Source organism: Enterococcus sp. DA9, from assembly GCF_008000875.1.
Lineage (GTDB): Bacteria > Bacillota > Bacilli > Lactobacillales > Enterococcaceae > Enterococcus_B > Enterococcus_B lactis.
On sequence record NZ_CP042839.1, the window covers coordinates 2,069,410 to 2,095,865 of the forward strand.

The window sequence follows — 26,456 nt, forward strand, 5'->3', positions numbered from 1 at the left end:
CCTTAAGTTTCACTTGCAACAATAACTACAATTTCAAATAAAAACAGGTGAATATATGTCAGCTATTCTATTAATTCCAATCTACGAACCCACAGAAAACACTGTATTCTTCATTAATCAATTAGCACAATCTGTAAACGTACCGATTATCATTGTTGATGATGGAAGTGGGAAAACCTATCAAAAACTGTTTCAGCGAATGGAACATCCTAATATCACTAAAATCAGCTACTTTGACAACAAAGGCAAGGGATATGCATTAAAATTCGGCTTTTCAGTTATACTTGATTCCTATCCAGACATTACTGGCATTGTCACAGCAGACAGTGATGGTCAGCATGAAATCGAAGACATCCAAAAAATGCTAGTGGCAGTAGATCGATTAGCTGGTCAGGAATTCCTTTTGGGTGTAAGAGATTTTTCGTATGAAAACACGCCCTTTCGAAGCTATTTCGGGAATCGAATGACGAGCGGTTTTTATTATCTTTCCTCAGGTATCCACTTACAGGATACACAAACAGGACTGAGGGGATTTTCTATCTCTAGTTTATCTGAACTGCTCAAAATCGAAGGAAATCGGTTTGAATATGAAATCAATCAACTGCTAGTTTTACCAAAGATCGGCTATCGAATGACTACGATCCCTATCAAAACAATATATAGCGATGGAAATAAAGGTTCCCATTTTCGAATATTCCAAGATTCCTATCTTGTTTATCGTCCGTTCATTCGTTTCTTTTTTTCTTCGATTTCCTCTTCATTGGTGGATATTGGACTATTCTATTCCATTATATTTTTTATTGGAAATCATACAATGGCTTCTTTGTTGATTGCTACCATACTTTCTAGAGTACTATCAGGAATTTTCAATTATCAAATGAACCGACATTATGTGTTCAGAAAGCAAAGAGCCCATACTGCTTTTTATAAATACAGCTTATTGTTTCTCTTTCAACTAATTTTAAGTTGGCTAGGTGTGTCAATCCTTTCGGTTATTATTCAATCGCTTTTGCTTTGTAAGGCTGTTGTAGATATTTTATTGTTTTTTGCCAGTTTTTCTATTCAAAGGCGCATAGTCTTTCGTTAGGAGGAAATTTATATGAAACTTTTTTTAAGAAAAAAATATATGTGGGCATGTCTATCGAGTGTTTTCTTTTTAGGAAGTTCAAGTTATATATTACTAAAAACATTTGTTTTGCCTCAGGAAATAGCATCAGTAGAAACGATATCCAAAGAGACTTCCAGCTCGACGACAGACACAAAAAGCACGAGTAACTCAAGTTCTTTTGAACCAGTGATTACAGATAATAGCTACCAAGATGAAAATATCAATATCACATTATCTTCAGAACGTGTTGATGAAACCACAGTTTATGTTGCTGATATTACAGTAAGCGATTCTAGCTATTTAAAAACAGCTTTGGCAAACAATACGTATGGACGCAACATCAAAGAAACTACATCTGCGATCGCACAAGAACAACAAGCAATTTTAGCGATAAACGGAGATTATTATGGTTTTAGAGATAAAGGATATGTACTTAGAAATGGCACACTATATCGTGATACACCTAGTGATGATGAAACGAAAGAAGACTTAGTAATTGATAAAAATGGTGATTTCTCAATAATAAAAGAAGCAGAAACATCTGCTGAGAAGCTAGTAGAAGAAGACGTACAACAAGTTTTATCTTTTGGTCCTGCTTTAGTTGAAAATGGAGAAGTCACTGTTTCTGAAGATGAGGAAGTGTCGCAGTCGATGAAAAGTAATCCACGAACCGCAATTGCTCAAGTTGGAACAAACCATTATCTCGTTGTTGTTTCAGAAGGTCAAACAGATGATAGTCAAGGGTTGAGTCTCAGCGAACTAGCAACTGTATTGAAAAATCACGGAGCAAAAACCGCATATAATTTGGATGGTGGAGGATCAACAACACTTTATTTCAATGGAAAAGTCATTAATCAAACAGTCGGCGGAAGCGGAAACTCTGAACGATCTGTCAGTGATATCGTTTTTATAGGTTAAGAAAAGGGGTATAGTTATGAATAAGAAAAAAACATTTTATAGTTATTTTATTAGTTCAGTCCTTCTTTTCATCTTTCAATGGATTTATCATCATTTTAGCCACGGGGTCACTTCACAAGCCTTGAGATGGGTCTGGGTTATTCCAATGGTAGGAGGGGCATTCCTTTTTATTTTCAAAAAAATATTAAATACTTTTCAAAATCGCTTGGCTTTCAATTTATTCAATACTGGTTTGACTAGCTATATCGTCGGGATGATTCTTAAAGGAATATTAGAAATAGCTGGGACTTCCTCACCTTACATAGGAATTTATCCTATGATAGGAATGATTATACTGGGAATCAGTCTCTTTATCTATATAAGTAGCTTACTTATTCACGGATTGGATAAATGAGACAATCGTAATAAATGGAAATATAAGGATTTTTTTCAAAAAATTTCCTATAGGAATAAATGCACAAATGAGTATTTTAGTGATATATATTTTGCTATTAGCATAGATATTCCGAAATTTCAATTAAAACGTTTTAATCTAATTCCAATCTAAATATTTGTAGAAATCAATCGTCTCCTATAGAATAAATTTATAAGTAAAAATATACCAATCATAAATCTATTTGCTAGGAGGAATTTACATGGAAGACAAAAATTTAACAGTCATCGGTAGCTACAGCACAAGGGATGAAGCATTATCAGTAATCGAACGATTACGTAACGAAGGGTATGATCGAGATGATATCGTTATTTATACTACTGATGAAGCAGCAACTAGACTGGGATTCGACGGATTATCCGGTATAGATGTTGAAACAGATGAGAATCGGATGGATGGCGAAGAAGATCGTTCTTTATGGGAAAGAATAAAAGACACTTTTTCTTTTGATACCTATGATTCTGAGACGGCTACGCCAGAAAATGATCCTTTATATCAGTATAGAGGAGATATTTCTGCTGGAAAATTTGTCATCACAGTAAAAGGCTATCGTCAGCCAGAAACAACAAAAGACACAATAGATACGCAAGATACAGTTACCTCGGCAAGCACAATGGGAACAGGACTAGGGACTGGGACTGGCACTGATCCAATGGACGTAGATGGCACGACAGGCTTTCAAAATACAACAGATCCATTGAATATGACACCAGGAACTGATCCGATGGACGTACCTGGCGAAGCTGATTCTATGAGTACAAGAGAGACTGAAGACATTGATCGCAAACCAAATCTAGATGATGATACGATTCAACTAAAAGAAGAAAAATTAGATGTAAATACACATGATGTTACCACTGGAGAAGTCGACATCCACAAACATGTGGTCAACGATACTGAAACGGTAGAAGTACCGGTCAAACGTGAAGAAATCGTCATCGAGCGCAAACCAGTAACAGATCCATCTTCACAGGGTACAGACGAAAACTTGGAAGATGACACAATCACTATCCCAATCAAAGAAGAGCAAGTAGATGTTAGCAAACATACAGTTGTTCGTGAAGAAGTGGGAATTCATAAAGAAGAACATGAAGACGTTGAAAAAGTGACAGAAGATGTTAGCCGAGAAGAATTGGATATTGACACAAGCGGTGATGTACACATTGAAGACCGCAATAAAAAATCTTAAGCGTAAGCTAAAGAGGTTGTGACAGAAGAGGTCCGCTTCAAGAAATAAGAAGGAATTTACGAAATTTGTTTCTCAAATTTTTGTGAAATTTCGGCTTATTTCCGAAGAAGCTACTTCTGGAACACCGTTTATTCGGAAAACAGGGCTGTGACAAGATTATTGTCACAGCCCTGTTCCTAGTATGTTTTAGAGTTAAGCATTATTTTTTAGGCTTCAACGGTAATTGGACTTTAAAATCAACTCCTTGTGGAAGATAATTGGATACAGAAATTTGTCCGTGGTGCTGTTCGATTATCTGTTTTGCAATCGCCAATCCAAGTCCGTAACCGCCAGTTTCCTTCGCACGAGATTGATCTTCCCGATAAAATCGATCAAAGATTCTTACTTGATCTTCTTCACTGATAGAAGGGCCAGTATTCTTTACGTGAATCAGCCATTCTTTATGGTTAACAGACGAATCTAAAATAATTTTATCTTTTGGATTCGTATATTTTAAGGCATTATCTAGCAAAATAACCAAAACTTGATGGATCTTTTTTTCGTCAATTGGTACTTCTGATGTTGCCTCGTTATGAAGGATAAACTCCTTTCCGTCTATGGTGGCCATCTCTTGAAATGGTTTAACAAGGTTTTCGATATATTCCTGTGTATTGATCATTTGTTTTGAAAGTAGCTGCTGATCAGAATGATTTCGGGCAATCGTCAGCAGATCTGAAGTCAATCCAGTGAGCCGTCTCGTCTCTGACAATGCTTGAGCAATACTTTCAGATTCCTCAATGATGGTATGATCAGGTTTGGTAAATAGATGTTCCAAACTATTTTGAATAATCGTTAACGGTGTACGTAATTCATGAGAAGCATTTTCGACAAATTCTTTTTGTCTTCTCCAAGAAAGAATGATAGGGCGCATGCTTAGACTAGACAAGTAATAACTAATGCCAATTGAGATAAGCCAGAAAACAACCATACACAAAATCATAATTGTGCGAAAAGTTGCTAATGAATTTTTGATTTGATTTGTATTTTCTAAAATTTGGATATAGGCAACACCAACTTGATTCGTCTCTGCTTTTTTCGTTATCGAGCGGAAGGAGAGGGTAGACGAGTCGTTTTCTTCATTTAATTCAATATTTTGGATGGTATTCAGATTTTTTGTATCCATTTTTAATTCTTTGATCTGATTGAAGCGTCCACCAATAGCTGCCTTATTCAATATCTCACCATTTTCAGACCACAAGATCACTTGAGTGTTAAATCGGTCATTTGATGGTTCCATCAATGGTTGTTCCATGTTTGTTCTGTTTTGTTCCATTTGATTCGGGTTCAAAAAGGGATCACCTCGCTGATACCTTTGTATCTCTAATTGTACTGTCCGAGAATCAAAATCTGTTTTCTCTAATGAAAGATCCGTTTCTCTATACGCAGATTGGTTCAATATCTGTAAAGTAATGAACCCCAGAAGAAAAAAGATCAAAGCAAATGCAGCTACATTCGTTATAAAAAAACGGCTACGTTGCTTACGCGTAATATCTCCATTCATTGCATCACACCCCTTGCAATATATAACCAACATTACGTAAAGTTTTGATTTCTTTATCTAGTCCAGTACTGCGTAGATGTTTCCGTAAATTGCTCATGTAAACTTCAACAACTGTAATCGTCGTATCAGAATCAAATCCCCAGATCCGATCAAATATCTGCTCTTTTGTCAAAATGATTCCTTTATTTTGTAAAAAATAAACGAGTAATTCAAACTCTTTTCCTTGTATGGGCAAAACTTGTTCTTTGTACAATACTTCATTACTTTTTAGATCACAACTGATATCCTTATACTTCAGAATGTTTTCATCAAAGAGACCAAGCGATCGTTTCAATAATGCTTTCACGCGCATGATCAATTCTTCTCGATAGAACGGTTTTGTCAGATAATCATCTGCACCACGTTCAAATCCTTCAATCTTATCTTCCAAACTATCTTTTGCTGTCAAAATCAATACAGGAGTCTGTATTTTTTCTTTCCGTAACTTTGCTAGGACTTCATAACCATTCATTTCCGGCATCATCAAATCCAAGATTGCAAGGTCATAAACACCGCTTTCCAACTCAAACAGTCCTTCACTACCGTTATAAACTTGTGTTATCTCGCCAATTGTTGTGAGTATTTCTTTTATATTATTGGATAATACCTTATCGTCTTCTATTACTAACAGTTTGATCATTTTCCCACCTCATTCATTTGGTCACTTTAGTTTATCATGGAAAGCATAAAATTGGCTTAAATAAATTTTTTATGACTCATGTTAAGGTTTTATCGAAAGATGTCTTAGACAATTTATTGATAAGAAAAAAACAACATAAGTGACAAAATGTCACTTTGAAGTTACACTATTCAACGAGTGACATTTTGTCACTATCAATCTATCATAGGGAGGAAAAACAAATGTTTCTAGCTATCAAAGAAATTCGCTATTCTAAATTACGATATGGCTTGATCGTCGGTATTATGTTCTTGATTGCGTATGTCGTATTCATGTTGTCAGGACTAGCGAATGGACTTTCAGAAGAGTTTAAAAAAGCAATCGATGATTGGGACGCACAAGAGATTGTTTTGTCGGAGGATGCAAATCAAGTATTTGCAGCTTCACAATTAACAAGAGGAGATCTGAAATACATTGAAGGAGGAGAGAAAGCACCAATCGGATTGTACAGCGGAGCAATCAAAGGAAAAAATAAAGAAAATGTTACAGTTTTCGGCACAACGAAAGAAGCATTTTTATTACCAAAACTCACGAAAGGGCATGAATTTAAAACAAAGAATGAAATCATCATCTCTCAAAATCTGGCTGATTCAGGCTATAAAATTGGAGATACGATCAAAATTGGCAGTTACGACGATCCTTTGACGATTGTCGGTATCTTTCCTGAAACTTATTACACAGTTTCTCCCGTCATCTATGCATCCCTAGATACGTGGACTGCTTTGAAGTATGGAAAACAGCCGTTTGCTTCTGAAGAAGAACAGCCGATCAATGGGATCGTAATAAAGGATTCAGCTAAAATTTCGAAAGAAAAAACATCGAAGGATCTACAGTTATTAACTATTGGGACATTCATTGAAAGTATTCCTGGCTATTCTGCCCAAAATATGACCTTAAATGCGATGATATACTTTTTGTTCTTAGTGGTTGCTGCCGTGGTCGGTATTTTCATGTACGTGATGACACTTCAGAAGACTGCTATTTTTGGAGTAATGAAAGCACAAGGGATTAAAAATTTCTTCATCGCTAAATCTTTAGTAGCACAGTCCTTTATTGTTGGGGTGGTAGGCGTTCTGCTTGCTCTTTTGTTTGCTTATTTGGCTAGTCTGATTTTACCAAGCGCGATGCCTTTTGCTGTTTTTTGGTCACAATGGTTGCTATATAGTGGGATTTTGATCATTGTCGCAATGCTAGGCGGATTGTTTTCGATACGTACGATAACCAAAGTAGACCCAATTACAGCAATAGGAGGTTAATAAAAATGAAAAAAATATTAACGATGAAAAAAGTTACCAAAACATTTGGTTCTGGTCATACAAAGGTCTCAGCTTTGAAAGCAATTGATTTTTATGTAAAGGAAGGAGAATTCGTCAGCATCATTGGTCCTTCCGGTTCAGGTAAAAGTACTTTCCTTACCATTTCAGGAGGATTGCAAACACCGACTTCCGGAGAAATAGTGATCAACGGTCACTCTCTAACTGAGCTTCCAGAAAAAAAACGAGCAGATTTACGCTTTAAAGAAATTGGATTTATTCTCCAAAGCTCTAATTTGATTCCTTTTTTAACGGTAAAGGAACAATTTGAACTAGTTGACCAAGTTACTTCAAAAAAAGAAGATTCAACAAAAATCGATTCCTTGCTGCAATCTTTAGATATCCAGTCACTTAAAAATAGTTATCCTAAAGACCTTTCTGGTGGAGAAAGACAGAGAGTGGCAATTGCTCGCGCTTTATATAATGAGCCAAGCTTGATCTTAGCAGACGAACCAACAGCTAGTTTGGATACAGATCATGCATATGAAGTCGTCAAATTACTAGTTAAAGAAGCTCATGAGAAACAAAAAGCAACTATTATGGTTACTCATGATGTCCGTATGATTCAATGGAGTGATCGCGTTTATCGAATGGAAGATGGGTACTTGACAGAAGAAGAGAAAAAGAAGGAATGAATCCTTCATGACAATGAAGGGCTATCCACGTATAATCAGAGATAAAGGAGAGATGTGGATGCCAAAAGAAACTTTTTTCAATTTATCGAACGCAAAGAAACAGAGAATCGATGACCTATTACTGGAGATATTTTGCTCACAGCACATCAGCCAAGTCAAAGTCTCAGAGATTGTTGACAAGATGGGGATGTCGCGCGGTGCTTTTTATAAATATTTTCAAGATTTGGAAGATGCTTATTTGTATACGATCAAAAGCAGTTCTCACATAGTCCATCAAGATATCTTAAAATTCATTAGCGAAAACAAACAACATTTCTTTTTGGGGATCGAAAAATATTTAGAGGGGTGCTGCGACTTAGATCACGAAAGTATCTATTGGCAAAGGTTATACTTGTTAACCCAGCGAAATGATCAGCAGACAACCAAACGTAGAGAACTATCGGCTGATTCTCCAATGAACAAAAAATGGCTGGAATTATTAAGAATCAATCATTTCTCCATTCAATCGTCGGAAGAAGCAGTTAGTTTCCTATACTTTTCCATGTCCCTCGTAATGAACACATTGACGGATCTCATTGCAAATAATTGGACAAAAGAAGAGTTGTTAAAAGACTTTCGCTATAAATCTCGTTGGATTGCTGAAGGTATACAATAAAAAGAAACAGCTATGTCTATTTGTCCTGATATTTTTATCAGGATAGTAGAGTATACATGGCTGTTTTTTGATTGTTTATAGTTCAAATAAGCGGATCAGTTCTTCTTCATTTGCGAATGACACACTATCATCAATCAACATATAAGGAACATGGGTATTCGGAATTGGTTGATTCGTGACGATCAGGTCATACTCAAGAAGATTGTACTTCGAAAGTTGATCTTCAGTGATAGCAGTTGTTTCAGAGTGAATCTTATGCACAGCAAGAACATCACTGACATATTTTTCAATGTATCGACTATGTCGAAGACTTAAATCACTGACGATTAGTATTTTTTTATCTGAAGTATAATGGTGTATTTCAGGATTACCGATAAGCATCCAAAATATATAGCTAGATAAATAACAAATCAAATTTCGATTCAGTAGGGTGGAATAAAATTGAAGTTCTGCACGAAATCCAGCATATAGACGTATATGGCGATGTTGCATCTGTTCTGCAAAGTAAGTGGCGCGAATCGTCAAATGAGTCGTGTCGTATGGGAAGATACGTGAGAAAAAATAAATTTGAGTTAAGAGTCGAACAACAAATTCTTCGTTTTTTTCTTTGCAATCAGCAGATGAAAATGAACAGTAGGATATATTTCTTCGTATTTGTTCACTGATTTCATTTTTTTCTTTCTCCGAAAATTCCGAAAAAATCGTATTGACAAAATAGTTCACTACTTTTATATAGCTGCTGTACTTCAATTTCCCTAAAAGATTTTTCAAGATCAAAAAGTCTTTTTTATCGATATTTATCAACTGTACATAAGAGTCTCCAGCTTTCCATTCGAATGGATTTCCTTGTGATTCCCGCATAAGATGCACAACAAAATACATAATAAAGAAAGATTGCTCATAAGGACTTTCTTCCTGAAACAAATTCAACTGACAATTATTCTTGACCATAATTTCTTTGATCTTCTTTTTTTCGATTGGAAATGGCAACGTGCGTCTTCCGTAGTAACTTAAAAAGAAAAAGGTGACAAAGATACGCAGCTGGAGCTCACTTTTCAGGCTAGTCAACTGAAACCCTTGATCGACGATTACTTTTAATAAATAGCTTTCTAAAATTTGATTGCATTGTTTCAACTTACGCGTAAAAGAAGAACGACTAATCGAGATTTTTTCACAATAATACTCGATCGTTTTGCCCGGATTGACAATGATTTCATTTAATAGACGACTATTTGTAGAACTTTGTGACATTTCCATCAGAACATTTAAATAAGCTGGTACATTCAAATGTTCAAGACGATACCCCAATTTTTGTGAAGATTGAATCGTTATATCCGTTCCCCAGCGGATTTTGATCTCTTCGATATACCTTACAAATGTAGATTCTGAACTACCAATTCGTTTGGCAAGTTCTTTTTTAGTCATCCACTTGTCAGAAATGGACAGAATTCGAATGATTTTTTCCATCTTTCTATAGTTTCCTTCCAACAACCTGATCATATGTTTTTCTCCCTCAACCCTTTTCTTTCAATGAAACGCTCAATAATCGAAGGAATCAACTTCATAAATGAAACCAATTGGTATGAAAATTGGTGTGATTCCCTTTAGCGCCCTTCGTATAATAATTATCATATTAAAATAAATAAAATTATGTAACGCCTGTTTATTTTAATAATTTTCACTATTCACGTCAAAACAGAAAAAAAGAAAAAGGAGGGGAAAAATGACGACCACAGGGAAGAAGCTGAAAGTTGTTTTTGTGCTGATATTATTGAGTTTATCGAACATCCTGCCTGTAACTGCAATAGCAGAAGCTGCAGATAATCCAACAATGTTAGAAATCATTTCAGCTGAAATCACTTCAGATCAATCTGGGAAAAAAGCACTGAACGTCAAACTAAATGCGAATAACAACAGTACAAAAAAGGTAGAGAAGGAAATTGGTCTAGTTGAGAATTACTTAAGTGATGTGGAAAGAAAGGAAGGAGATGGCTATGCTTATCAGGTAAAAAGCGGGAAAACCATGCTGGAAATCTCACCAAATACTAAACAAACGATCAATCTAAGTCTTCCAATCGATCCAACACTTTATCATAGCCAGACAAATAAGCTGATCGTCGATAATAAAGAGTATGACATTACTGATGCGAAAGAACACAAGAAAGAGACAGAAGTGTCAACATCAAATACAGACGAAACAAAAGAAGGAGTATCAGAAGAAAATGAAAATTCTGTCAGCCCCTTTACATTGCCTAGATTGTCTTTGCCGGCTGTGACTGTTTCAACTAACCAGACGATTTCTACAGAGTATACGACAGATGATCAAGGCACTTATCCTAAAGCCAATTGGCAACCTACAGGAAATACAAATGTTCTTGATCACCAAGGTAATAAAAATGGATCAAATCAATGGGATGGGATAAATTCTTGGGATGGAGATCCTAATGATCGGACTCATTCGTATATCGAATACGGGGGAACAGGCAATCAAGCAGACTATGCGATACGTAAGTTTGCAAAGGAGACAACTACACCTGGATTATTTGATGTTTATTTGAATGCCCGTGGAAATGTACAAAAAGATATCACACCTCTTGATCTCGTATTGGTCGTAGACTGGTCAGGAAGTATGAACGACAATGATCGGATCGGTGAAGTAAAAATCGGTGTCGATCGTTTTGTCGATACTTTAGCAGATAGCGGTATCACAGACAAAATCAATATGGGATATGTCGGCTACTCAAGCGAAGGATATAGCTACAGTAACGGTGCAGTACAGATGGGTTCATTTGATTCAGTGAAAAATCAAGTAAAATCCATTACACCTTCACGGACAAATGGTGGTACTTTTACACAAAAAGCACTAAGAGATGCAGGAAACATGCTATCCGTTCCAAATGGACATAAAAAAGTGATCGTTTTGCTGACGGATGGTGTACCAACATTTTCCTATGAAGTACAGCGGGTACACGCACAATCAAGCAGCAATTATTACGGAACTCAGTTTTCTAATACGCAAGATCAGCCGGGAAATACTTCTCGAATTGCAAGAAGCTATGATGCACCTGACCAAAACAATCTATCCAGAAGAATCGACAGTACGTTTATCGCAACCATCGGAGAAGCGATGGCACTCAAAGAACGAGGAATCGAAATACATGGTCTTGGCATCCAACTTCAAAGCGATCCGGCAGCTAGTCTCTCAAAAGCAGAAGTAGAGTCTCGTATGCGACAAATGGTTTCATCAGATGAAAAAGGCGATCTTTACTATGAATCAGCTGATCATGCAACAGATATCTCTGAATACCTAGCCAAAAAAGCTGTACAGATCTCAGCAACTGTAAGCAATGGACAAATAAATGATCCAATCGCAGAACCATTCATTTATCAGCCTGGTACACTTTCAGTCAAGAGTGTGGGGACAAGTCCTACAACGGTCACTCCATCTATTTCCATAGAAGGAAATACCATCAAGAGCAATCAGATCTATTTAGGAAAAGACCAAGAAATCCAAATCCATTACCAAGTGAGAATCCAAACAGAAAATGAGGACTTCCATCCAAATTTCTGGTATCAAATGAACGGTAGGACGACTTTTCAACCAAGTATTGACACTGACGAACTAGCTGAATTCGGTATACCATCTGCTAAAGCTCCAGGAGTCAATCTTCACATCAAAAAATTATGGGAAGAATTTGACAATAATCCAGCTAATCGTCCAGATCAAGTCACTTTTGAAATCCAACGGAACCATACAACAGATGCTGCAGCTTGGAAAAACGGATATATCCGCATCACTAAACCAACTAAAGATACTGCAAATACGTGGGAACGTGCAGACGTCGAAAAACTGTCTGCAAATAGTGGAGAAAGTTATCAAGAGATACTATCACTGCCTCAATACAATAATCAAGGTCAAGCATTCAGTTACCAAACAATCAAAGAACTTCCTGTACCAGGATATGATTCTCAACAAATAGATGCACTGACATGGAAGAATACTAAACAATTCACACCGTTAGACTTAAAAATAACGAAAAATTCCTCTACAGGAGAAAAGGATCTCATTGGCGCTGTTTTCAAATTAACAGGAGATTCTATTGATACTTTACTAACTGATAATGGTGATGGGACCTATTCTCTTCCGGAAAATGTCAAATTGCAAAAAGAAATGACTTATACACTGACAGAAACAAAAGCTCCAGAAGGACATGAATTAAGCAAAAAGACTACTTGGAAAATCAAGATTGCTTCTAATGGTACGGTAACCGTTGATGGAAAAATAGTCACTACTTCCGATGATACGATTCAGTTGACCATTGAAAATCCTTTTATTGAAATTCCTATAGCAGTACGTAAGTATACGATGCAAGGGACGGGCAAAGAGATGAATCTTAAAGGTGCAGCTTTTGCCCTACAGAAAAAAGAAGCAAACGGTGCTTATCAGCCAATGGACAACCAGACAACGAATGAAAAAGGTCTTGCCATTTTTGATTCACTCACACCTGGAGAATATCGAGTCGTTGAGACAGCTGGTCCTGCAGGATATGATACTTCACCGGGAAATTATGAATTCCAAATCGATAAATATGGAAAGATTATTTACACGGGGAAAAACATCGAGACAACGAATGGCATGTGGACGCTTACTCATCAAAATCGATTAAAAGCGTTTGACCTGACAGTACACAAAAAGGAAGACAACGGACAGGCATTAAAAGGAGCCAAATTCAGACTGCAAGGACCAGAAATAGACTTAGAATTGCCAAAAGATGGACAAGAAACGGACACCTTTCTATTCGAAAATTTAAAACCTGGAACTTATAAGCTGACCGAAACCTTTACACCAGGAGGATACCAAGGACTAAAAGATCCAGTTACTATCATCATAAAAGAAGATGGATCGATTCAAGTGGAGGGACAAGATTATGAGTCTGTTCTTTCACCAGGAGCCAAAAACAACCAGATTTCTTTAGACATCACGAATCAGGCAAAAGTACCATTACCTGAAACGGGAGGAATTGGCCGCTTAGGAATCTATCTAGTAGGGATGATTGGTTGTACATTTTCTATTTGGTATCTTTTTTTCAAAAAAGAAAGAGGGGGCAGCTAATATGAAAAAACTTGGTTGGCTTAGTATGTGTCTCTTCTTATTACTATTTAAACCTGTTTTTACTCAGGCAGTAACAGCAACAGAACCAGATATGGTCCAGATCACTTTGCACAAATTACTGTTTCCAAATGGCCAACTACCGGAAAACCAGCCAAGTGATGGACAAGAAAAAGAGTTATTGCAAACGTATCGGGGATTGAATGGAGCCACATTTCAAGTTTATGATGTCACAGAATCTTTTTACCATTTACGAGAAAAGGGGAAAACAGTAGAGGAAGCACAAACAGAGATTGCAAAAAACGGTGTGTCTTCTGGCACGTTTATCGCAGAAGCAACGACCGAAACTCTGAACAACGAAGATGGTATTGCTTCTTTTTCTCTACCTGTCAAAGATCATAAAAAAAGAGAGAAAGCGTATCTTTTTATTGAATCCAAAGCACCAGAAGTCGTCAAAGAAAAAGCAGAGAACATGGTAGTTGTTCTACCTGTATATGGACAAAACGATCAAGAACTTTCATCTATCCATTTGTATCCTAAAAATGAAGAAAATAACTACCCTGATCCTCCTTTTGAAAAGGTATTAGAAGAATCGAGGGATGATTTTACGATTGGTGACAAAATCACTTATTCCTTGCACACGACGATCCCTATGAATATCTTAGACTATCAAAAGTTCGTATTATCAGATAGTGCGGATGGAGCATTAACGTTTTTACCTAATAGTCTAACGATTTCATCGAATGGACAAAAGCTATCAGAAGGATTTGTCATACACACGAAACCACACGGATTTGAAATTGCATTTTCGATTCCTTCGCTAGAAAAATATGCTGGAAAAAACCTGAATATTTCTTATCAGATGCAGCTAAACAGTACAGCTCAGGCGAACAAGGAAATCAATAACAACGGAACACTAGATTTTGGTTTTGGTATCAGTACAAAGAAAGTCTCTGTATATACAGGGAGTAAGCAATTTGTCAAAATCGAGACAAATAAACCAAACAAACGATTAGCTGGCGCAGTATTCCTTATTAAAAACAAAGCAGGAAATTACCTCCAGCGAACAGCCAATGGATACAAGTGGACAAGTAACGAATCAGATGCGCTTCACCTGACCTCCGATAAAAATGGCGCTTTTTCCATTATCGGGTTGAGAACAGGAGATTACTGGTTAAAAGAGCTCAAAGCACCATCTGGTTATATTTTAAGTGAAACAGAAATTCCGTTTACCATTTCAACTAGTCTCTCTGAGGATAAAGAGACTGTCGGTAGATTGAAAGTAGTGAACAGAAAAGAAAATAGTCGTCCATTTCTTCCTAAAACAAACGAAACGAAAAACATCCTTCTAGTCGTTGTTGGCATGGTGTTCGCAAGCCTTGCAATATGGTTGTTTATTAAAAAAAGAACAGGAGTGACAAAATGAAAAATCATAAAAAAATAAGCATTATATTAGGCGCACTTTTTCTTATTTTACCATTAATCACAAGTAGCTTCGGTGCAAAAAGAGTGTTTGCGGAGGATACAGCAGCTCAAGTCATTCTCCATAAAAAGAAAATGACTGATTTACCCGATCCTTTGATTCAAAACAGTGGAAAAGAAATGAGCGAATTCGATCAATACCAAGGATTAGCCGATATTTCATTTTCTGTTTATAACGTCACTCCAGAATTTTATGCGCAACGGGAGAAAGGAGCGTCGGTGGATGTAGCAAAACAAGCAGTCCAATCTCTGACTCCTGGTACACCAATTGCATCAGGAACGACAGATGCGGATGGAAATGTGACTTTATCTTTACCTAAAAAACAAAATGGGACAGATGCAGTCTACACAATCAAAGAAGAACCAAAAGACGGAGTGACAGCTGCCACAAACATGGTGCTCGCTTTTCCTGTATATGAGATGATCAAACAAACAGATGGCTCTTATAAATATGGGACAGAAGAATTGGACACTATCCATCTCTATCCTAAAAATATAGTTGGTAATGATGGAACGTTGAAAGTAACCAAAGTCGGTACTGCCGAAAACGAAGCACTAAACGGTGCAGCATTCATTATTTCTAAAGAAGAAGGAACACCAAGCGTCAAAAAATATATCCAAAGCGTCACAGATGGATTGTACACTTGGACAACGGATCAAACGAAAGCCAAACATTTCATTACTGGTCATTCTTATGATATCGGCAACAATGACTTTGCCGAGGCAACGATTGAAAAAGGACAGTTGATCGTCAATCATTTAGAGGTTGGAAAATATAATTTAGAAGAAGGAAAAGCTCCTGATAATGCAGAAATGATTGACAATCAAACAAACACACCGTTTGAGATCTTGGCAAATAGTCAAACACCTGTAGAAAAGACAATCAAAAATGATACGTCCAAAGTCGATAAGACAACTCCACAATTGAATGGAAAAGATGTCGCAATCGGAGAAAAAATCCAATATGAGATCTCTGTTAATATTCCTTTAGGTATCGCTGATAAAGAAGGAACACAAAACAAGTACACGACATTCAAACTCATTGATACTCATGACGCTGCTTTGACATTTGATCATGAAACTTCAGGAACGTATGCGTATGTCTTGTATGATGGGGATAAAGAAATCGATCCAACAAATTATTCTGTCACTGAACAAACAAACGGATTCACGGTTTCAGTTGATCCGAATTATATTCCTTCACTCACTCCTGGTGGTACGCTGAAATTTGTTTACTATATGTATTTGAACGAAAAAGCAGATCCAACAAAAGGGTTTTCTAACCAAGCAAATGTCGATAACGGACATACAAATGATCAAACACCACCGTCAGTCGATGTCGTTACTGGCGGCAAACGATTTGTCAAAGTAGATGGTGATGTTGCATCAGATCAAACACTTGCTGGAGCAGAATTCGTCGTTCGTGATCAAGAGAGTGACACAGCCAACTATTTGTCGATCGACCCATCTACAAAAGCCGTCAACTGGGTTTCGACGAAAGAATCAGCAACAGTTTTTACAACCACAAACAACGGTTTAGTTGATGTGACAGGTCTCAAATACGGCACGTACTATCTGGAAGAAACGAAAGCACCAGAAAATTATGTTCCATTGGCAAACCGCGTAGCATTTACTGTCGATGAACAATCTTACGCAACAGCAGGACAGTTGATTTCTCCTGAAAAAATACCAAATAAACACAAAGGTACACTTCCTTCAACAGGTGGTAAGGGAATCTATCTTTATATTGGTGCAGGAGTGATCCTTCTATTGATTGCTGGATTGTACTTTGCTAGACGCAAGCATAGTCAGATTTAATCTTTGTACATGAATTGGAAAGAGGAGCAGTGGCTTACGCAATTGCTCCTTTTTCTTTTATTAACAACTAGTCAGCACAAGGAGAACACAAATGAAACAAAAGAAAAGGAACTATCTAGACCTGCTAATGATTCTTCTGCTTCTGTCAGGGATAGGCGTCTTGGCTTATCCATTCGTTAGCGATGCGCTGAATAACTACCTAGATCAGCAAATCATCTCTCATTATCAGCAACAAGCAGTAAAAGAAAATGAAGCAGTCATGGCCAAAATCCAAAAAGACATGACAAAGAAAAACCAGCAATTAGCAAAAAAAGGAGGAAATCCCGGTGTCGATCCCTTTACTAAGAAAAAGGAACCAGTGAAAATGGACAAAACCTATTTTGAAAAACATACGATCGGCGTTCTGACGATTCCTGAAATCAATGTCCATTTACCGATTTTTGACGAAACAAATACCGTGCTGCTAGAAAAAGGCGCTTCGTTATTGGAAGGGACATCTTATCCTACTGGGGGAGAAAGTACGCATGCCGTTATTTCCAGTCATCGGGGACTGCCTCAAGCAAAGTTGTTCACTGACTTGCCAAAACTGACTTTCGGTGATTCTTTCTATATCGAGATCAACGGACAGACACTTGCTTATCAAGTCGATCAGATAAAGACGGTAGAACCAACTGATACAAAAGACCTGAGAATCGAAAAAGGGAAGGATTTCGTGACACTACTGACTTGTACACCTTATATGATCAACAGTCATCGCTTACTTGTCAGAGGGCATCGCGTTCCTTATCATGCAAAAAAAGTACAGAAAGAAGTACAGAAAGTATCTGAGAACAAACGTTTCTTCCTGTACGGATTGATAACTATAAGTATACTGATTTTTCTGTTTCTTATTTATCTTTTTCGGCAGACATTTAAAATAAGAAACAGAAGGTAACTGTGTCTCTTTTCTATGATAGATATATTCAAATCAATGCGTAAACAAATAGACTGGCTGAAGTTTGAAAAAGAAAACTTCAGCCAGTCTATATTTATAACGATATCAAAGAAAGCTTATCTCAATTTTTCCGATATTCTTTAAGAAGGCCTTTTTGCATCAATTCTTGTTTGTTTTTCAAGTTGCGGATATTCTCTTCAAAATTTTGAGAATATATCACTGAGAATAACGTATTTAATACGTAATCGAAGGCAATTTGAGAGGAGAAAGTCGCTACTTTAGCAAAATCATATTCCTCCTGCGATATAACAAGACACATATCAGCCTGTTTGGCCATTTCTGAATGCTGATTTCCGGTAATCAATAATGTTGGAGCTCCTACATGCTTTAGATAGGTCATTATCCGTTCATAATGATGAATACGACCGCTGTAGCTAATAAAAACTGCGCAATCCTCGCTAGTCAAATTGGCTGCATTCCAAGAAGAATCGCTATATTCTTCGGCCAAGATCAAAAATTTATTCAACTTGACCATTTTATTCTGGAACTTCCTTGCCGTGATTTGGGAATCACCTTTTGCAAAAAGAAAAATTCGCTGTGCGTTGTTCAATACTTTACTGATGTTTTCCAAATCTTGATGCTCGATCTGCAATTGCGCTTTTTTTATTGACTGGATCGACAAATCTGCCATTTTCTTTGCAATTTGCTGTGTGTTATCTTCACTTGAAAAAGGAAAATTAGGATCAATCGTTTGATTAAACTGGGCAATCAATTGATGAACTTCCCGTCCTAGTTCGAAACGAAATTCTTTAAATCCGCTGAAGCCCATTTTTTTGCATAAACGAATGATAGCTGAATGGGAAGTATACGTAGCTTTTGCTAATTCTTCAATCGTCATGTAGACTGTGGCTTCGATATTCCTCCGAATATAATCAGCGATCCGTTTCTCTGTCGTGGTAAACAACTCTTGTTTGGTTAATTTTTCTTCAATAAGCATGATCTGACCTCCAAATTCTATCTTACTGATAAATGCTTGGTTCCGCCACTCTCTTTTTGATTTTTTACCTTACTTTGAACATAAATTTCACCAAACCAAATGATAACAAATGTTTTTCTGAACTTTTTTGCCAGAATAGCTATTATAGACACTTTCTATATTTTTCTAAGATATACTGAAAACAACAATAAAAGGAGGCACAAATCATGCTTACAATCGCTTATCTCGGCAATGGAAAGAGTACAAATCGCTATCATTTGCCATTTTCAAGAAAACTTACGGACAAAATCAATATCAAAAAAATTTTTTCCCCATCTAAACCAGTGTGGGAAACATTTGAAGACATCGAATATACCGATCAGTTGTCTGATCTTTGGAATGATCCTGAGATCCAATTAGTTGTCATTACTACACCAAGTCAATTTCATTATGAATATGGAAAAATGGCACTTGAACATGGAAAGAATGTATTGGTAGAAAAACCTTTTGCAGAAACCTCAAAGGAAGCAGAAGAGTTATTTGCATTAGCAAAAGAAAAAGGGCTATTTATCCAATGTTACCAAAACAGACGGTTCGATTCTGACTTCTTGACAGTCCAAAAAGTAATCGAAAGCGGGAAATTAGGGGATATTTTAGAAGTAGAAATGCATTACGATTATTTCAGACCGGAAGTACCAGAAAATACACATGAATTTTCTACTGCAAACAGCTATTTATATGGACATGCTTGTCATACAGTAGACCAAGTTCTTTCTTATTTCGGCGAACCAGATGATATCCTCTATGATGTTCGTCAACTATTAGGGAAAGGACGAATGAATGATTACTTCGATTTGGACTTTTTCTACGGAAACATGAAAATTTCGATAAAATCCAGTTATTTCCGTATAAAAGAACGTCCAAGTTTCGTCGTTTATGGAAAAAAGGGGATGTTCGTGAAACAAACGAAAGATCGGCAAGAAGAACATCTTAAAATGTTTTATATGCCTGATCATGAAGACTTTGGGATCGACTTGCCCGAACACTACGGTGTATTGACTTATATAGATGAACAAGGGGATTATCATGAAGAAAAAGTGATTTCCGAGGTCGGTGATTATAGTCGCGTCTACGAAGGCATTTACGAGACATTAGTCAATGGCGCTGAAAAAGTCATTAAAGATGAAGAAACAATCTTACAGATGAAAATTTTGGAAGAAGGAATCAAAGACATTCAAGAATCAGAAAATAAAAGATGAAAACATGACATATTTGTAAGAATCGGGTTTGTTTTTTGACGCACAAACTGTCTTATTGTACGATGAAAAAGTATAGAATTACTAGGAGGAACCAATATGACAAATTATGATGGTGAAAAACACAAACGATTAAGAGGTTCAATGGCCCCTAAAACGGAAGATGAAGTAGCTTTAGCAGGTACTAATTCTGGTGAAACAGAAGATAAAGAAGAATCATTAGCTGGTACAAACTCCGGTGAAACAGAAAACAAAGAAACAGCTTTATCTGGTTCAAATTCCGTAGAAGAAGAATCAGAATCTAACGAACCTAATCACCTCGAAAAAGATATCGAAAAAGCGGTTGAAGAGGTCAAAGAAAAATTTGAAGAACTGACTTCAAAAAATAAACACGATCATCATTAATTCATAAAAGCAGGGAGCCATTTGGTCACCTGCTTTTTTTATGTAACTCGATAGAGGTCGTTTAGTACAGTCGTAAAAAAAATCTAACTGTAAGTTGTACCAAACAATCCTCGCTTTAAAAGCGGTATCATACTAGAATACAAATAGGAGGTGAACAGCGCTGTGAATTACAAAATTAGTTATCTCCTGAAAACACCCAGAGAAATCAGTCTAGAAAAAGCAGCCGAGATCATCGAAGTAAATATAGACGAGGCAATTAACCAACTAGCTCCCTTTGCCGAATATATGGATGAGACCCATATCCGTCTGAAAAAATTTCGAGCGATCGACTGGGCAGAAAAATACGTGAATATCACTCGCTTTGAAGCGGTGTACACCGAACAAGAGCGTAGAGATCTTCTTTATTTGATGGTCTATTCGAATACCATACCTATTTCTGTATTTCATTTTCAAGACTTTCTTCAGGTTTCTAAAGGAACAGTCCTATCGGATATCAAAAAAGTAAGAAAGGAATTAGAAGGGGAAGAATGTCAGCTGACATATACTAGAAAAGCAGGCTTTAGGCTACTGGGGGCAGAAGTAATATTGAGAAAGGAAGCAAAAAATCGCACCGCTCGTTTAATGCAATCGCTTGCTGGAAGATTTGGTCTCACGTATTTAAACGCAATGCTTTCTCTTGATTGTTATGCAAAAGCTAGAGATTTGTTAGATAACACAATCTCTCTATCAGATCTACGCTTTGCACCCAATCGAATGGATGAGTTAGCGTATTATTTAAGTTTGACCACTAATCGAATGGGGAAAATATCTGTAGAAAAGGTAAAAGATGCTGAACTTTTAGCTTCTCTTGCAATCAATGACATCAGTCGACATGTATTGACTGGCTTAGGCTATTCCGAACATCTAGAGTCAGAGATTCTATTTTTCTCTCTTTGCTTAGCCTCCATTGTTGAAGGAGATATCCAGGAGCCTGCGCTTGATTTTTTGCTGGAATGTTCTTCAGAAGTCATCCATCGCATGGAATTCCTGATGGCCATAGAATTTGATTCATTTCGTGAATTATTGATGAATGTCTTTTATCACTTGGTACCTGCCTATTTTCGTATTTCTTATTCTTTTTACTTGCCTAATGTGATGATTGATCAAATCAAACATCAATATGCTACCATCTATGAAATGACAAGAAAAGCATTGCGTCCGTTAGAAAAACGGATAGGGAAGAGCATCCCTGAAGAAGAGGTTGGTTTTTTCACTATACTATTCGGCGGAGAAATAAGAAAAGTAGATGAAGAAGAAAGAAACAGAAAAATAAGAGCCGTGATCGTCTGTCCAAGTGGCATTAGCTCTTCATTGATCTTAAAAAGCGAACTTCAGCAATTATTCCCGATGATCCTTTTTACAGAGACCAATTCAGCTGATCGCTTGCACGAGGTTGATGAAACTTCTTACGATATTGTTTTTTCTACTGTGCCTCTCACGCTTACGAATAAGAAAAAGTCACTGTATGTCCTACAACCAATCATGACTGACTTGGAAAAAAACCAGCTGATCAATCAAGTACAAAGAGATTGGCTGATACCAGGATTCTCCATGCCTTCTGCTCAAGAATTGCTAGCTGCGCTACTTCCATATATCGAATTAAAAGAAGGTGTAGATGAAGAAAAGCTCTATCAAGTCTTAAATCGTAAAATGAACAAACTTTTAGAAAAGAAGGAGGATCAACGTCCTATGCTATCTGAATTATTAACAGAAGAAATGATCCAATTATCCGATCAACCAAAAAAATGGCAAGAAGCAATCACACTTGCCGCACAGCCACTATTATTAAAGAATAAAATAGAGAAGAGTTATATCAAAGCGATGATTGAACGTGTGGAGCAGTATGGTGCGTTTATCCACATCGGTGACCACATCGCACTGCCGCATGCTCGTCCGGAAGACGGCGTAAACGAAGTAGGGATGTCTTTGCTGAAACTTCAACAACCAGTTGATCTAATCGATGATCCTGCTCACCCCATCAGCTTATTTATCTGTTTAGCCGCTATCGATAACGAGGCACATCTTCGAGCGTTGGCAAATTTAACCAAGCTGCTTTCTAATAAACAAAATCTTCAACAGCTATTACAAGCCTCAACAAAAGAAGAAATACTAGCAATCATAAAAAAGGGAGACGAATAACATGAAAATTTTTGCAGTGTGTCAAAGTGGATTAGGAACAAGTTTTATGGTAGAGATGAACATCAAACAAGCTCTTGCAGATCTTGGAGCAGATGTGGACGATTTCGAAGTAAGTCATACGGATGTTGGGAGTGTATCTAGCGATATGGCGGATTATTTCTTCATTGAACATTCTTTGAAAGATACACTTACTTCTATACCGGATGAAAAACTCGTGCCGTTGCAATCGATCATCGATAGTGATGAAGTAAAAGAAAAAGTAGAACAGATTTTGTCAAAAGAATAAAAATGATTCAAGGGAGGAAATATCAATGGATAAATTGTTGAATTTGTTTGTTTCAATCGTCAGTCAGCCCTCCATCCTCGTTTCTCTGATTGCACTGCTTGGGCTTGTTCTGCAAAAAAAGAAATTTTCAGAAGTGATCCAAGGAACCATTAAAACATTTGTCGGGTTCTTAGTATTGATTGGCGGTGCTGGGCTGATCAGTAATTCATTAACCCCTTTCGCTTCGATGTTCCAAACGGCTCTGCATACCCAAGGTGTAGTTCCAAGTAATGAAGCAGTAGTGGCGATTGCTTTACAACAATTCGGGACACCTACTGCCTTGATCATGCTAGTAGGGATGATCGTGAATATTCTACTTGCTCGATTCACAAGATATAAATTTATTTTTCTTACAGGTCAAGCGATGCTTTACGTTTCTTGTCTGACAGCAGTCATTTTAGTAAGCGCTGGATTTACTGCAAACGTGTGGATGATCTTATTAGGAGGGATTTTTGAAGGAACACTATTAACTATTACGCCCGCACTTTGTCAACCATTCATGAAAAACATTACTGGGAACAACCAAGTTGCGCTAGGACATACCGGCAATATCGGTTACGCGTCTAGCGGGTGGATCGGTAAGTTCTTTGGAAATAAAGACCGCTCTACGGAGGACATAAAGATTCCTAAAAGTTTCAGTTTTTTGCGAGATTCTACTGTATCGATCATGCTCTTGATGTCAATCGTATATGTCGCACTTGCCTTATTAGCAGGTCCTGGATTTGTTGAAAGAGAATTAAGCAATGGAGATAATGCTGTAATCTTTGCATTGATCCAAGCTGGAACATTTACAGCAGGGTTTGTTATCGTCCTTCAAGGGGTTCGGATGGTGTTGGCAGAAATCGTTCCAGCATTCCAAGGAATCGCTAAAAAACTTGTACCTGATTCTAAACCAGCGTTAGATGTCCCTATCGTTTTTCCATATGCACCTAATGCTGTATTGATTGGCTTTTTTGTCAGCTTCTTTGTAGGAACACTATCGATGTTTGCCATGATAGGCTTACAGACTACAGTTATCATCCCTGGAGTAGTTGGCCATTTCTTCTGCGGAGCTGCTTCTGGTGTTTTCGGCAACTCGACTGGCGGTAGAAGAGGGGCGGTATTAGGTTCTGCTTTCAATAGCTTATTGATTAGTTGGTTGCCATTATTTATCCTTCCGGTATTAGGAGATCTTAAAATCGCTTCTTCTACATTTGCCGATACTGATTATCTAGTACCAGGACTTGTACTTGGGAAACTAGGAGAATACGGTCAAATGGCATTGACAGTCGGAATCATCGCTTTCTTTTTACTTGTCGTATTATCTAGCTTTCTTTTTGCCGGAAAAAGAACAAGCATTGTTTCTAAAGAACAGAATTAAGCAAGTTTCAAAATAAAAACTGCTTGGACAATATCAGAAGACGATCGAATGTTTTCTGATATGTCGCAAGCAGTTTTTTGTTTTATGCATTTATTATTGAATGGCTTGTTAAGACAAGTGGCTGTTTTGCTAGAAGAGGATAACTTTTACCATTCATTTTCACTGTTCCGCCTGTTCTATCAGAAGTAATCACGATCTTATCTTCTGTTTTTTCCAGCGAAATCATTCCATCTTTGATAGGTAGCGTACAATTCAGTGTTTCAAATGAATCTAGATTAGGTTGTATCATAAATTCTTCATAACCTGGCTTTGTTGGATACAAACCGATAAAATAGCGTCCTAAAAGATAGATTGGGCTTGCTCCCCATGCGTGGCATAAGCTTTTTCCATAAGGATCTCCGTACATACTGTACTTTTCATTTCCTGTTTGAGTAGGGTCGTATTCTTCCCAGAAAGTTACCGCATCATGAGATAACATCCCTCCCCAATAATCAAGAATCGTTTGGTAGACGATTTCCGTCTGTCCGAGTTTGCATAAGGCATCTTGTTCATAGAATTTAAAATAGGGTGTAGTGATCTGTGTGATAGTATCATTCAATAAGACATTCTTTAAAATCGATTGCTGTTGTTCTTTGTTAGCAAAATCGAATAAAACAGCGAAAATATTCGCATGACGCGTCACATTTCTTTTCCCAGATTCATAGCAATCGATAAAAGCGCCAAGTTCTTCATCCCAAAAGTAGTCAAATAGGTTTTGTTTCAATACCTGATATTTTTCTTGATAGAGATCAGTAGGATAAATTTCAGCCTCTCCATATGTTTCAGCTAAGATATCTCCGCAAGTGATCATAGAGTGGTAGGCTTTCAGTAATAGGACTTGTTCTGCAGCAAGCGTTCCTTCTTTATCCATTTCAGACCAATCAATAAAGATCCAATCTTTTTCTCTTCCATAAATAAACCCTAATTCATTCGTTTGTTCCATCAAGTACCTCATCAAGGATTGCATCTTAGGATAGACAATGCGTAAAAATTCGCAGTCTTTCGTCATCATATAGTGGTTTTCGATGCCAATCAGCCATAAGATCGAATAGTCGACAATCGTATTCATATGTTGCTTGATTTCATTTTGTCCTCTTAATGCGAATATCGTTCGCTTATTGATTTCCTCGTCAAAGAAAAGATATTGATTGATCATGAATGATTGATACGCATCTCCAGACCAAATCCAGCGATCTCGTTTGATACCGTCGATAAAAAACAAATCACTACATAACTTGAAAGTTTCTTCTGATACTGACCAGATCTGATCCAATAAAGAAGAATCGCTTGAAAAAGTAGCTTGTTTCGAAAGAGATAAAAATTCATGAAAAACTTGAAGTTGAACCATTCCAGTAGAAACCTCTGGTATAAACAAATAGCGAAAAGCGCGTTTACGAGCTTTCATTTTTCTTGTCATTCCAATTTGTTTATAGTAACAATACTCGATATCCATAGCTTCTACATCGGACTCTCCATAACATAGAGTGATGGATTCGATAGGATCGTCCAGAGACATTAGTTCTACACAGCCATTCACTGCTCGTCCAAAATCGAATAAGACTCCTCCATTAACTTCCCTTTCAGTAACTGGATGGACACATTCTTTTTGATAATAGATTTGATTTGGATCTTTAGCGATATCGACATAGAGTGGACTCCAACCAGCTGGGTATTCTTCAATAAAGTTGCTTGCTGTCCAGCCGATATCTGATTTTATTTCATCTCCCTCGATAAACATCGCTGGTAGCCCAGATGTATGTCCAACGAAGATCCGGATTTTTACTTTGCCAGCCGGACAAGTCAGCCATTTTCCAGATGGATGCTTTTTCCCATTAATTTCTACGTACCCAACTCCTTGGATCGTTACTTTGAACATGGAAGGATGATCAAGAAAGTAATATCTCTTAAACTTGACGTTCCGATGACAATCATCCATGTACCAGTACGCCGGCCAGTCGAAACCTCGTTCTTCTCGTTGGAAATTTTGTAGCAGTCCACGGCGGATCTCAAAGTCTCCAGGATACCAAAGCCATCTATTTTGTGATTTTTCATTTGTCATTTTGC

The 26,456-nt window shown here is 37.2% G+C and carries 21 protein-coding genes; 16 read left to right on the forward strand and 5 right to left on the reverse strand.

The window, feature by feature from the left end:
- Positions 1-55: 55 nt before the first annotated feature.
- From FTX43_RS10915 to FTX43_RS10930, 4 genes are all read left to right on the forward strand, one after another.
- Complete coding sequence (locus FTX43_RS10915) at positions 56-1,087, forward strand: bifunctional glycosyltransferase family 2/GtrA family protein (protein ID WP_002313750.1); 1,032 nt, start codon at positions 56-58, stop codon at positions 1,085-1,087.
- Positions 1,088-1,099: 12 nt separating this feature from the next.
- Positions 1,100-2,026 (forward strand): phosphodiester glycosidase family protein, encoded by a 927-nt coding sequence (locus FTX43_RS10920; protein WP_073490405.1) that lies wholly within the window; start codon positions 1,100-1,102, stop codon positions 2,024-2,026.
- 16 nt (positions 2,027-2,042) lie between these two features.
- Positions 2,043-2,420 carry a hypothetical protein gene (locus FTX43_RS10925; RefSeq protein ID WP_147607061.1) on the forward strand — a complete coding sequence of 126 codons (378 nt, stop codon included), beginning with the start codon at positions 2,043-2,045 and terminating at the stop codon, positions 2,418-2,420.
- A gap of 241 nt (positions 2,421-2,661) precedes the next feature.
- Positions 2,662-3,648 carry a DUF2382 domain-containing protein gene (locus tag FTX43_RS10930; protein WP_147607062.1) on the forward strand — a complete coding sequence of 329 codons (987 nt, stop codon included), beginning with the start codon at positions 2,662-2,664 and terminating at the stop codon, positions 3,646-3,648.
- Between the two features lie 199 nt (positions 3,649-3,847).
- Here FTX43_RS10930 and FTX43_RS10935 read toward each other — a convergent pair whose 3' ends face one another.
- A complete protein-coding gene (locus tag FTX43_RS10935) occupies positions 3,848-5,188 on the reverse strand; it encodes a cell wall metabolism sensor histidine kinase WalK (RefSeq protein ID WP_147607063.1) in 1,341 nt (446 codons plus the stop codon).
- 4 nt (positions 5,189-5,192) lie between these two features.
- Positions 5,193-5,867 carry a response regulator transcription factor gene (locus FTX43_RS10940; RefSeq protein ID WP_002309252.1) on the reverse strand — a complete coding sequence of 225 codons (675 nt, stop codon included), beginning with the start codon at positions 5,865-5,867 and terminating at the stop codon, positions 5,193-5,195.
- Positions 5,868-6,088: 221 nt separating this feature from the next.
- Here FTX43_RS10940 and FTX43_RS10945 point away from each other — a divergent pair, with 221 nt between their 5' ends.
- From FTX43_RS10945 to FTX43_RS10955, 3 genes are read left to right on the forward strand one after another with little or no spacing between them, the layout of a single operon-like run.
- Positions 6,089-7,162: an ABC transporter permease gene (locus FTX43_RS10945; RefSeq protein WP_002313755.1), complete on the forward strand. Its 1,074-nt coding sequence runs from the start codon at positions 6,089-6,091 to the stop codon at positions 7,160-7,162.
- A gap of 5 nt (positions 7,163-7,167) precedes the next feature.
- A complete protein-coding gene (locus FTX43_RS10950; protein WP_002286060.1) occupies positions 7,168-7,854 on the forward strand; it encodes an ABC transporter ATP-binding protein in 687 nt (228 codons plus the stop codon).
- 7 nt (positions 7,855-7,861) lie between these two features.
- Positions 7,862-8,509 (forward strand): TetR/AcrR family transcriptional regulator, encoded by a 648-nt coding sequence (locus tag FTX43_RS10955; RefSeq protein WP_002309256.1) that lies wholly within the window; start codon positions 7,862-7,864, stop codon positions 8,507-8,509.
- A 75-nt stretch (positions 8,510-8,584) separates the two neighbouring features.
- On the opposite strand, the gene FTX43_RS10960 is transcribed toward FTX43_RS10955, so the two are convergent.
- Positions 8,585-9,976, reverse strand: coding sequence for a helix-turn-helix domain-containing protein (locus tag FTX43_RS10960; protein ID WP_033655613.1), 1,392 nt, complete (start codon positions 9,974-9,976; stop codon positions 8,585-8,587).
- 256 nt (positions 9,977-10,232) lie between these two features.
- On the opposite strand from FTX43_RS10960, the gene FTX43_RS10965 reads away from it, so the two are divergent.
- From FTX43_RS10965 to FTX43_RS10980, 4 genes are all read left to right on the forward strand, one after another.
- Positions 10,233-13,622 (forward strand): SpaA isopeptide-forming pilin-related protein, encoded by a 3,390-nt coding sequence (locus FTX43_RS10965; RefSeq protein ID WP_073490400.1) that lies wholly within the window; start codon positions 10,233-10,235, stop codon positions 13,620-13,622.
- Position 13,623: 1 nt separating this feature from the next.
- Positions 13,624-15,045, forward strand: coding sequence for a SpaH/EbpB family LPXTG-anchored major pilin (locus FTX43_RS10970; RefSeq protein ID WP_086307279.1), 1,422 nt, complete (start codon positions 13,624-13,626; stop codon positions 15,043-15,045).
- The gene (locus FTX43_RS10975; protein WP_147607064.1) at positions 15,042-16,919 is read left to right on the forward strand and encodes a SpaH/EbpB family LPXTG-anchored major pilin; all 1,878 of its coding nucleotides are present in this window, start codon (positions 15,042-15,044) and stop codon (positions 16,917-16,919) included. The genes FTX43_RS10970 and FTX43_RS10975 overlap by 4 nt, the downstream gene beginning before the upstream one ends.
- 91 nt (positions 16,920-17,010) lie before the next feature.
- Positions 17,011-17,853, forward strand: a complete 843-nt coding sequence (locus tag FTX43_RS10980) for a class C sortase (RefSeq protein WP_073490397.1) — start codon at positions 17,011-17,013, stop codon at positions 17,851-17,853.
- A 121-nt stretch (positions 17,854-17,974) separates the two neighbouring features.
- Here FTX43_RS10980 and FTX43_RS10985 read toward each other — a convergent pair whose 3' ends face one another.
- Positions 17,975-18,850, reverse strand: a complete 876-nt coding sequence (locus FTX43_RS10985; protein WP_002309266.1) for a MurR/RpiR family transcriptional regulator — start codon at positions 18,848-18,850, stop codon at positions 17,975-17,977.
- A gap of 206 nt (positions 18,851-19,056) precedes the next feature.
- Here FTX43_RS10985 and FTX43_RS10990 point away from each other — a divergent pair, with 206 nt between their 5' ends.
- The 5 genes from FTX43_RS10990 (at position 19,057) to FTX43_RS11010 (ending at position 24,353) form a co-directional block, all read left to right on the forward strand.
- Positions 19,057-20,088, forward strand: coding sequence for a Gfo/Idh/MocA family oxidoreductase (locus FTX43_RS10990; protein WP_086307282.1), 1,032 nt, complete (start codon positions 19,057-19,059; stop codon positions 20,086-20,088).
- A gap of 96 nt (positions 20,089-20,184) precedes the next feature.
- Positions 20,185-20,490, forward strand: a complete 306-nt coding sequence (locus FTX43_RS10995; protein WP_002313766.1) for a hypothetical protein — start codon at positions 20,185-20,187, stop codon at positions 20,488-20,490.
- A 162-nt stretch (positions 20,491-20,652) separates the two neighbouring features.
- A complete protein-coding gene (locus tag FTX43_RS11000) occupies positions 20,653-22,668 on the forward strand; it encodes a PTS sugar transporter subunit IIA (RefSeq protein WP_002309269.1) in 2,016 nt (671 codons plus the stop codon).
- 1 nt (position 22,669) lies between these two features.
- Entirely contained in the window at positions 22,670-22,954 is a 285-nt protein-coding gene (locus tag FTX43_RS11005) for a PTS sugar transporter subunit IIB (protein ID WP_002309270.1), read from the forward strand.
- A gap of 25 nt (positions 22,955-22,979) precedes the next feature.
- Positions 22,980-24,353 carry a PTS ascorbate transporter subunit IIC gene (locus FTX43_RS11010; protein WP_002309271.1) on the forward strand — a complete coding sequence of 458 codons (1,374 nt, stop codon included), beginning with the start codon at positions 22,980-22,982 and terminating at the stop codon, positions 24,351-24,353.
- Positions 24,354-24,435: 82 nt separating this feature from the next.
- Here the strand turns inward: FTX43_RS11010 and FTX43_RS11015 are convergent, their stop codons facing one another.
- On the reverse strand, positions 24,436-26,451 hold the full coding sequence (locus FTX43_RS11015) for a family 78 glycoside hydrolase catalytic domain (RefSeq protein WP_002344219.1): 2,016 nt from the start codon (positions 26,449-26,451) through the stop codon (positions 24,436-24,438).
- Between the last annotated feature and the right edge of the window lie 5 nt (positions 26,452-26,456).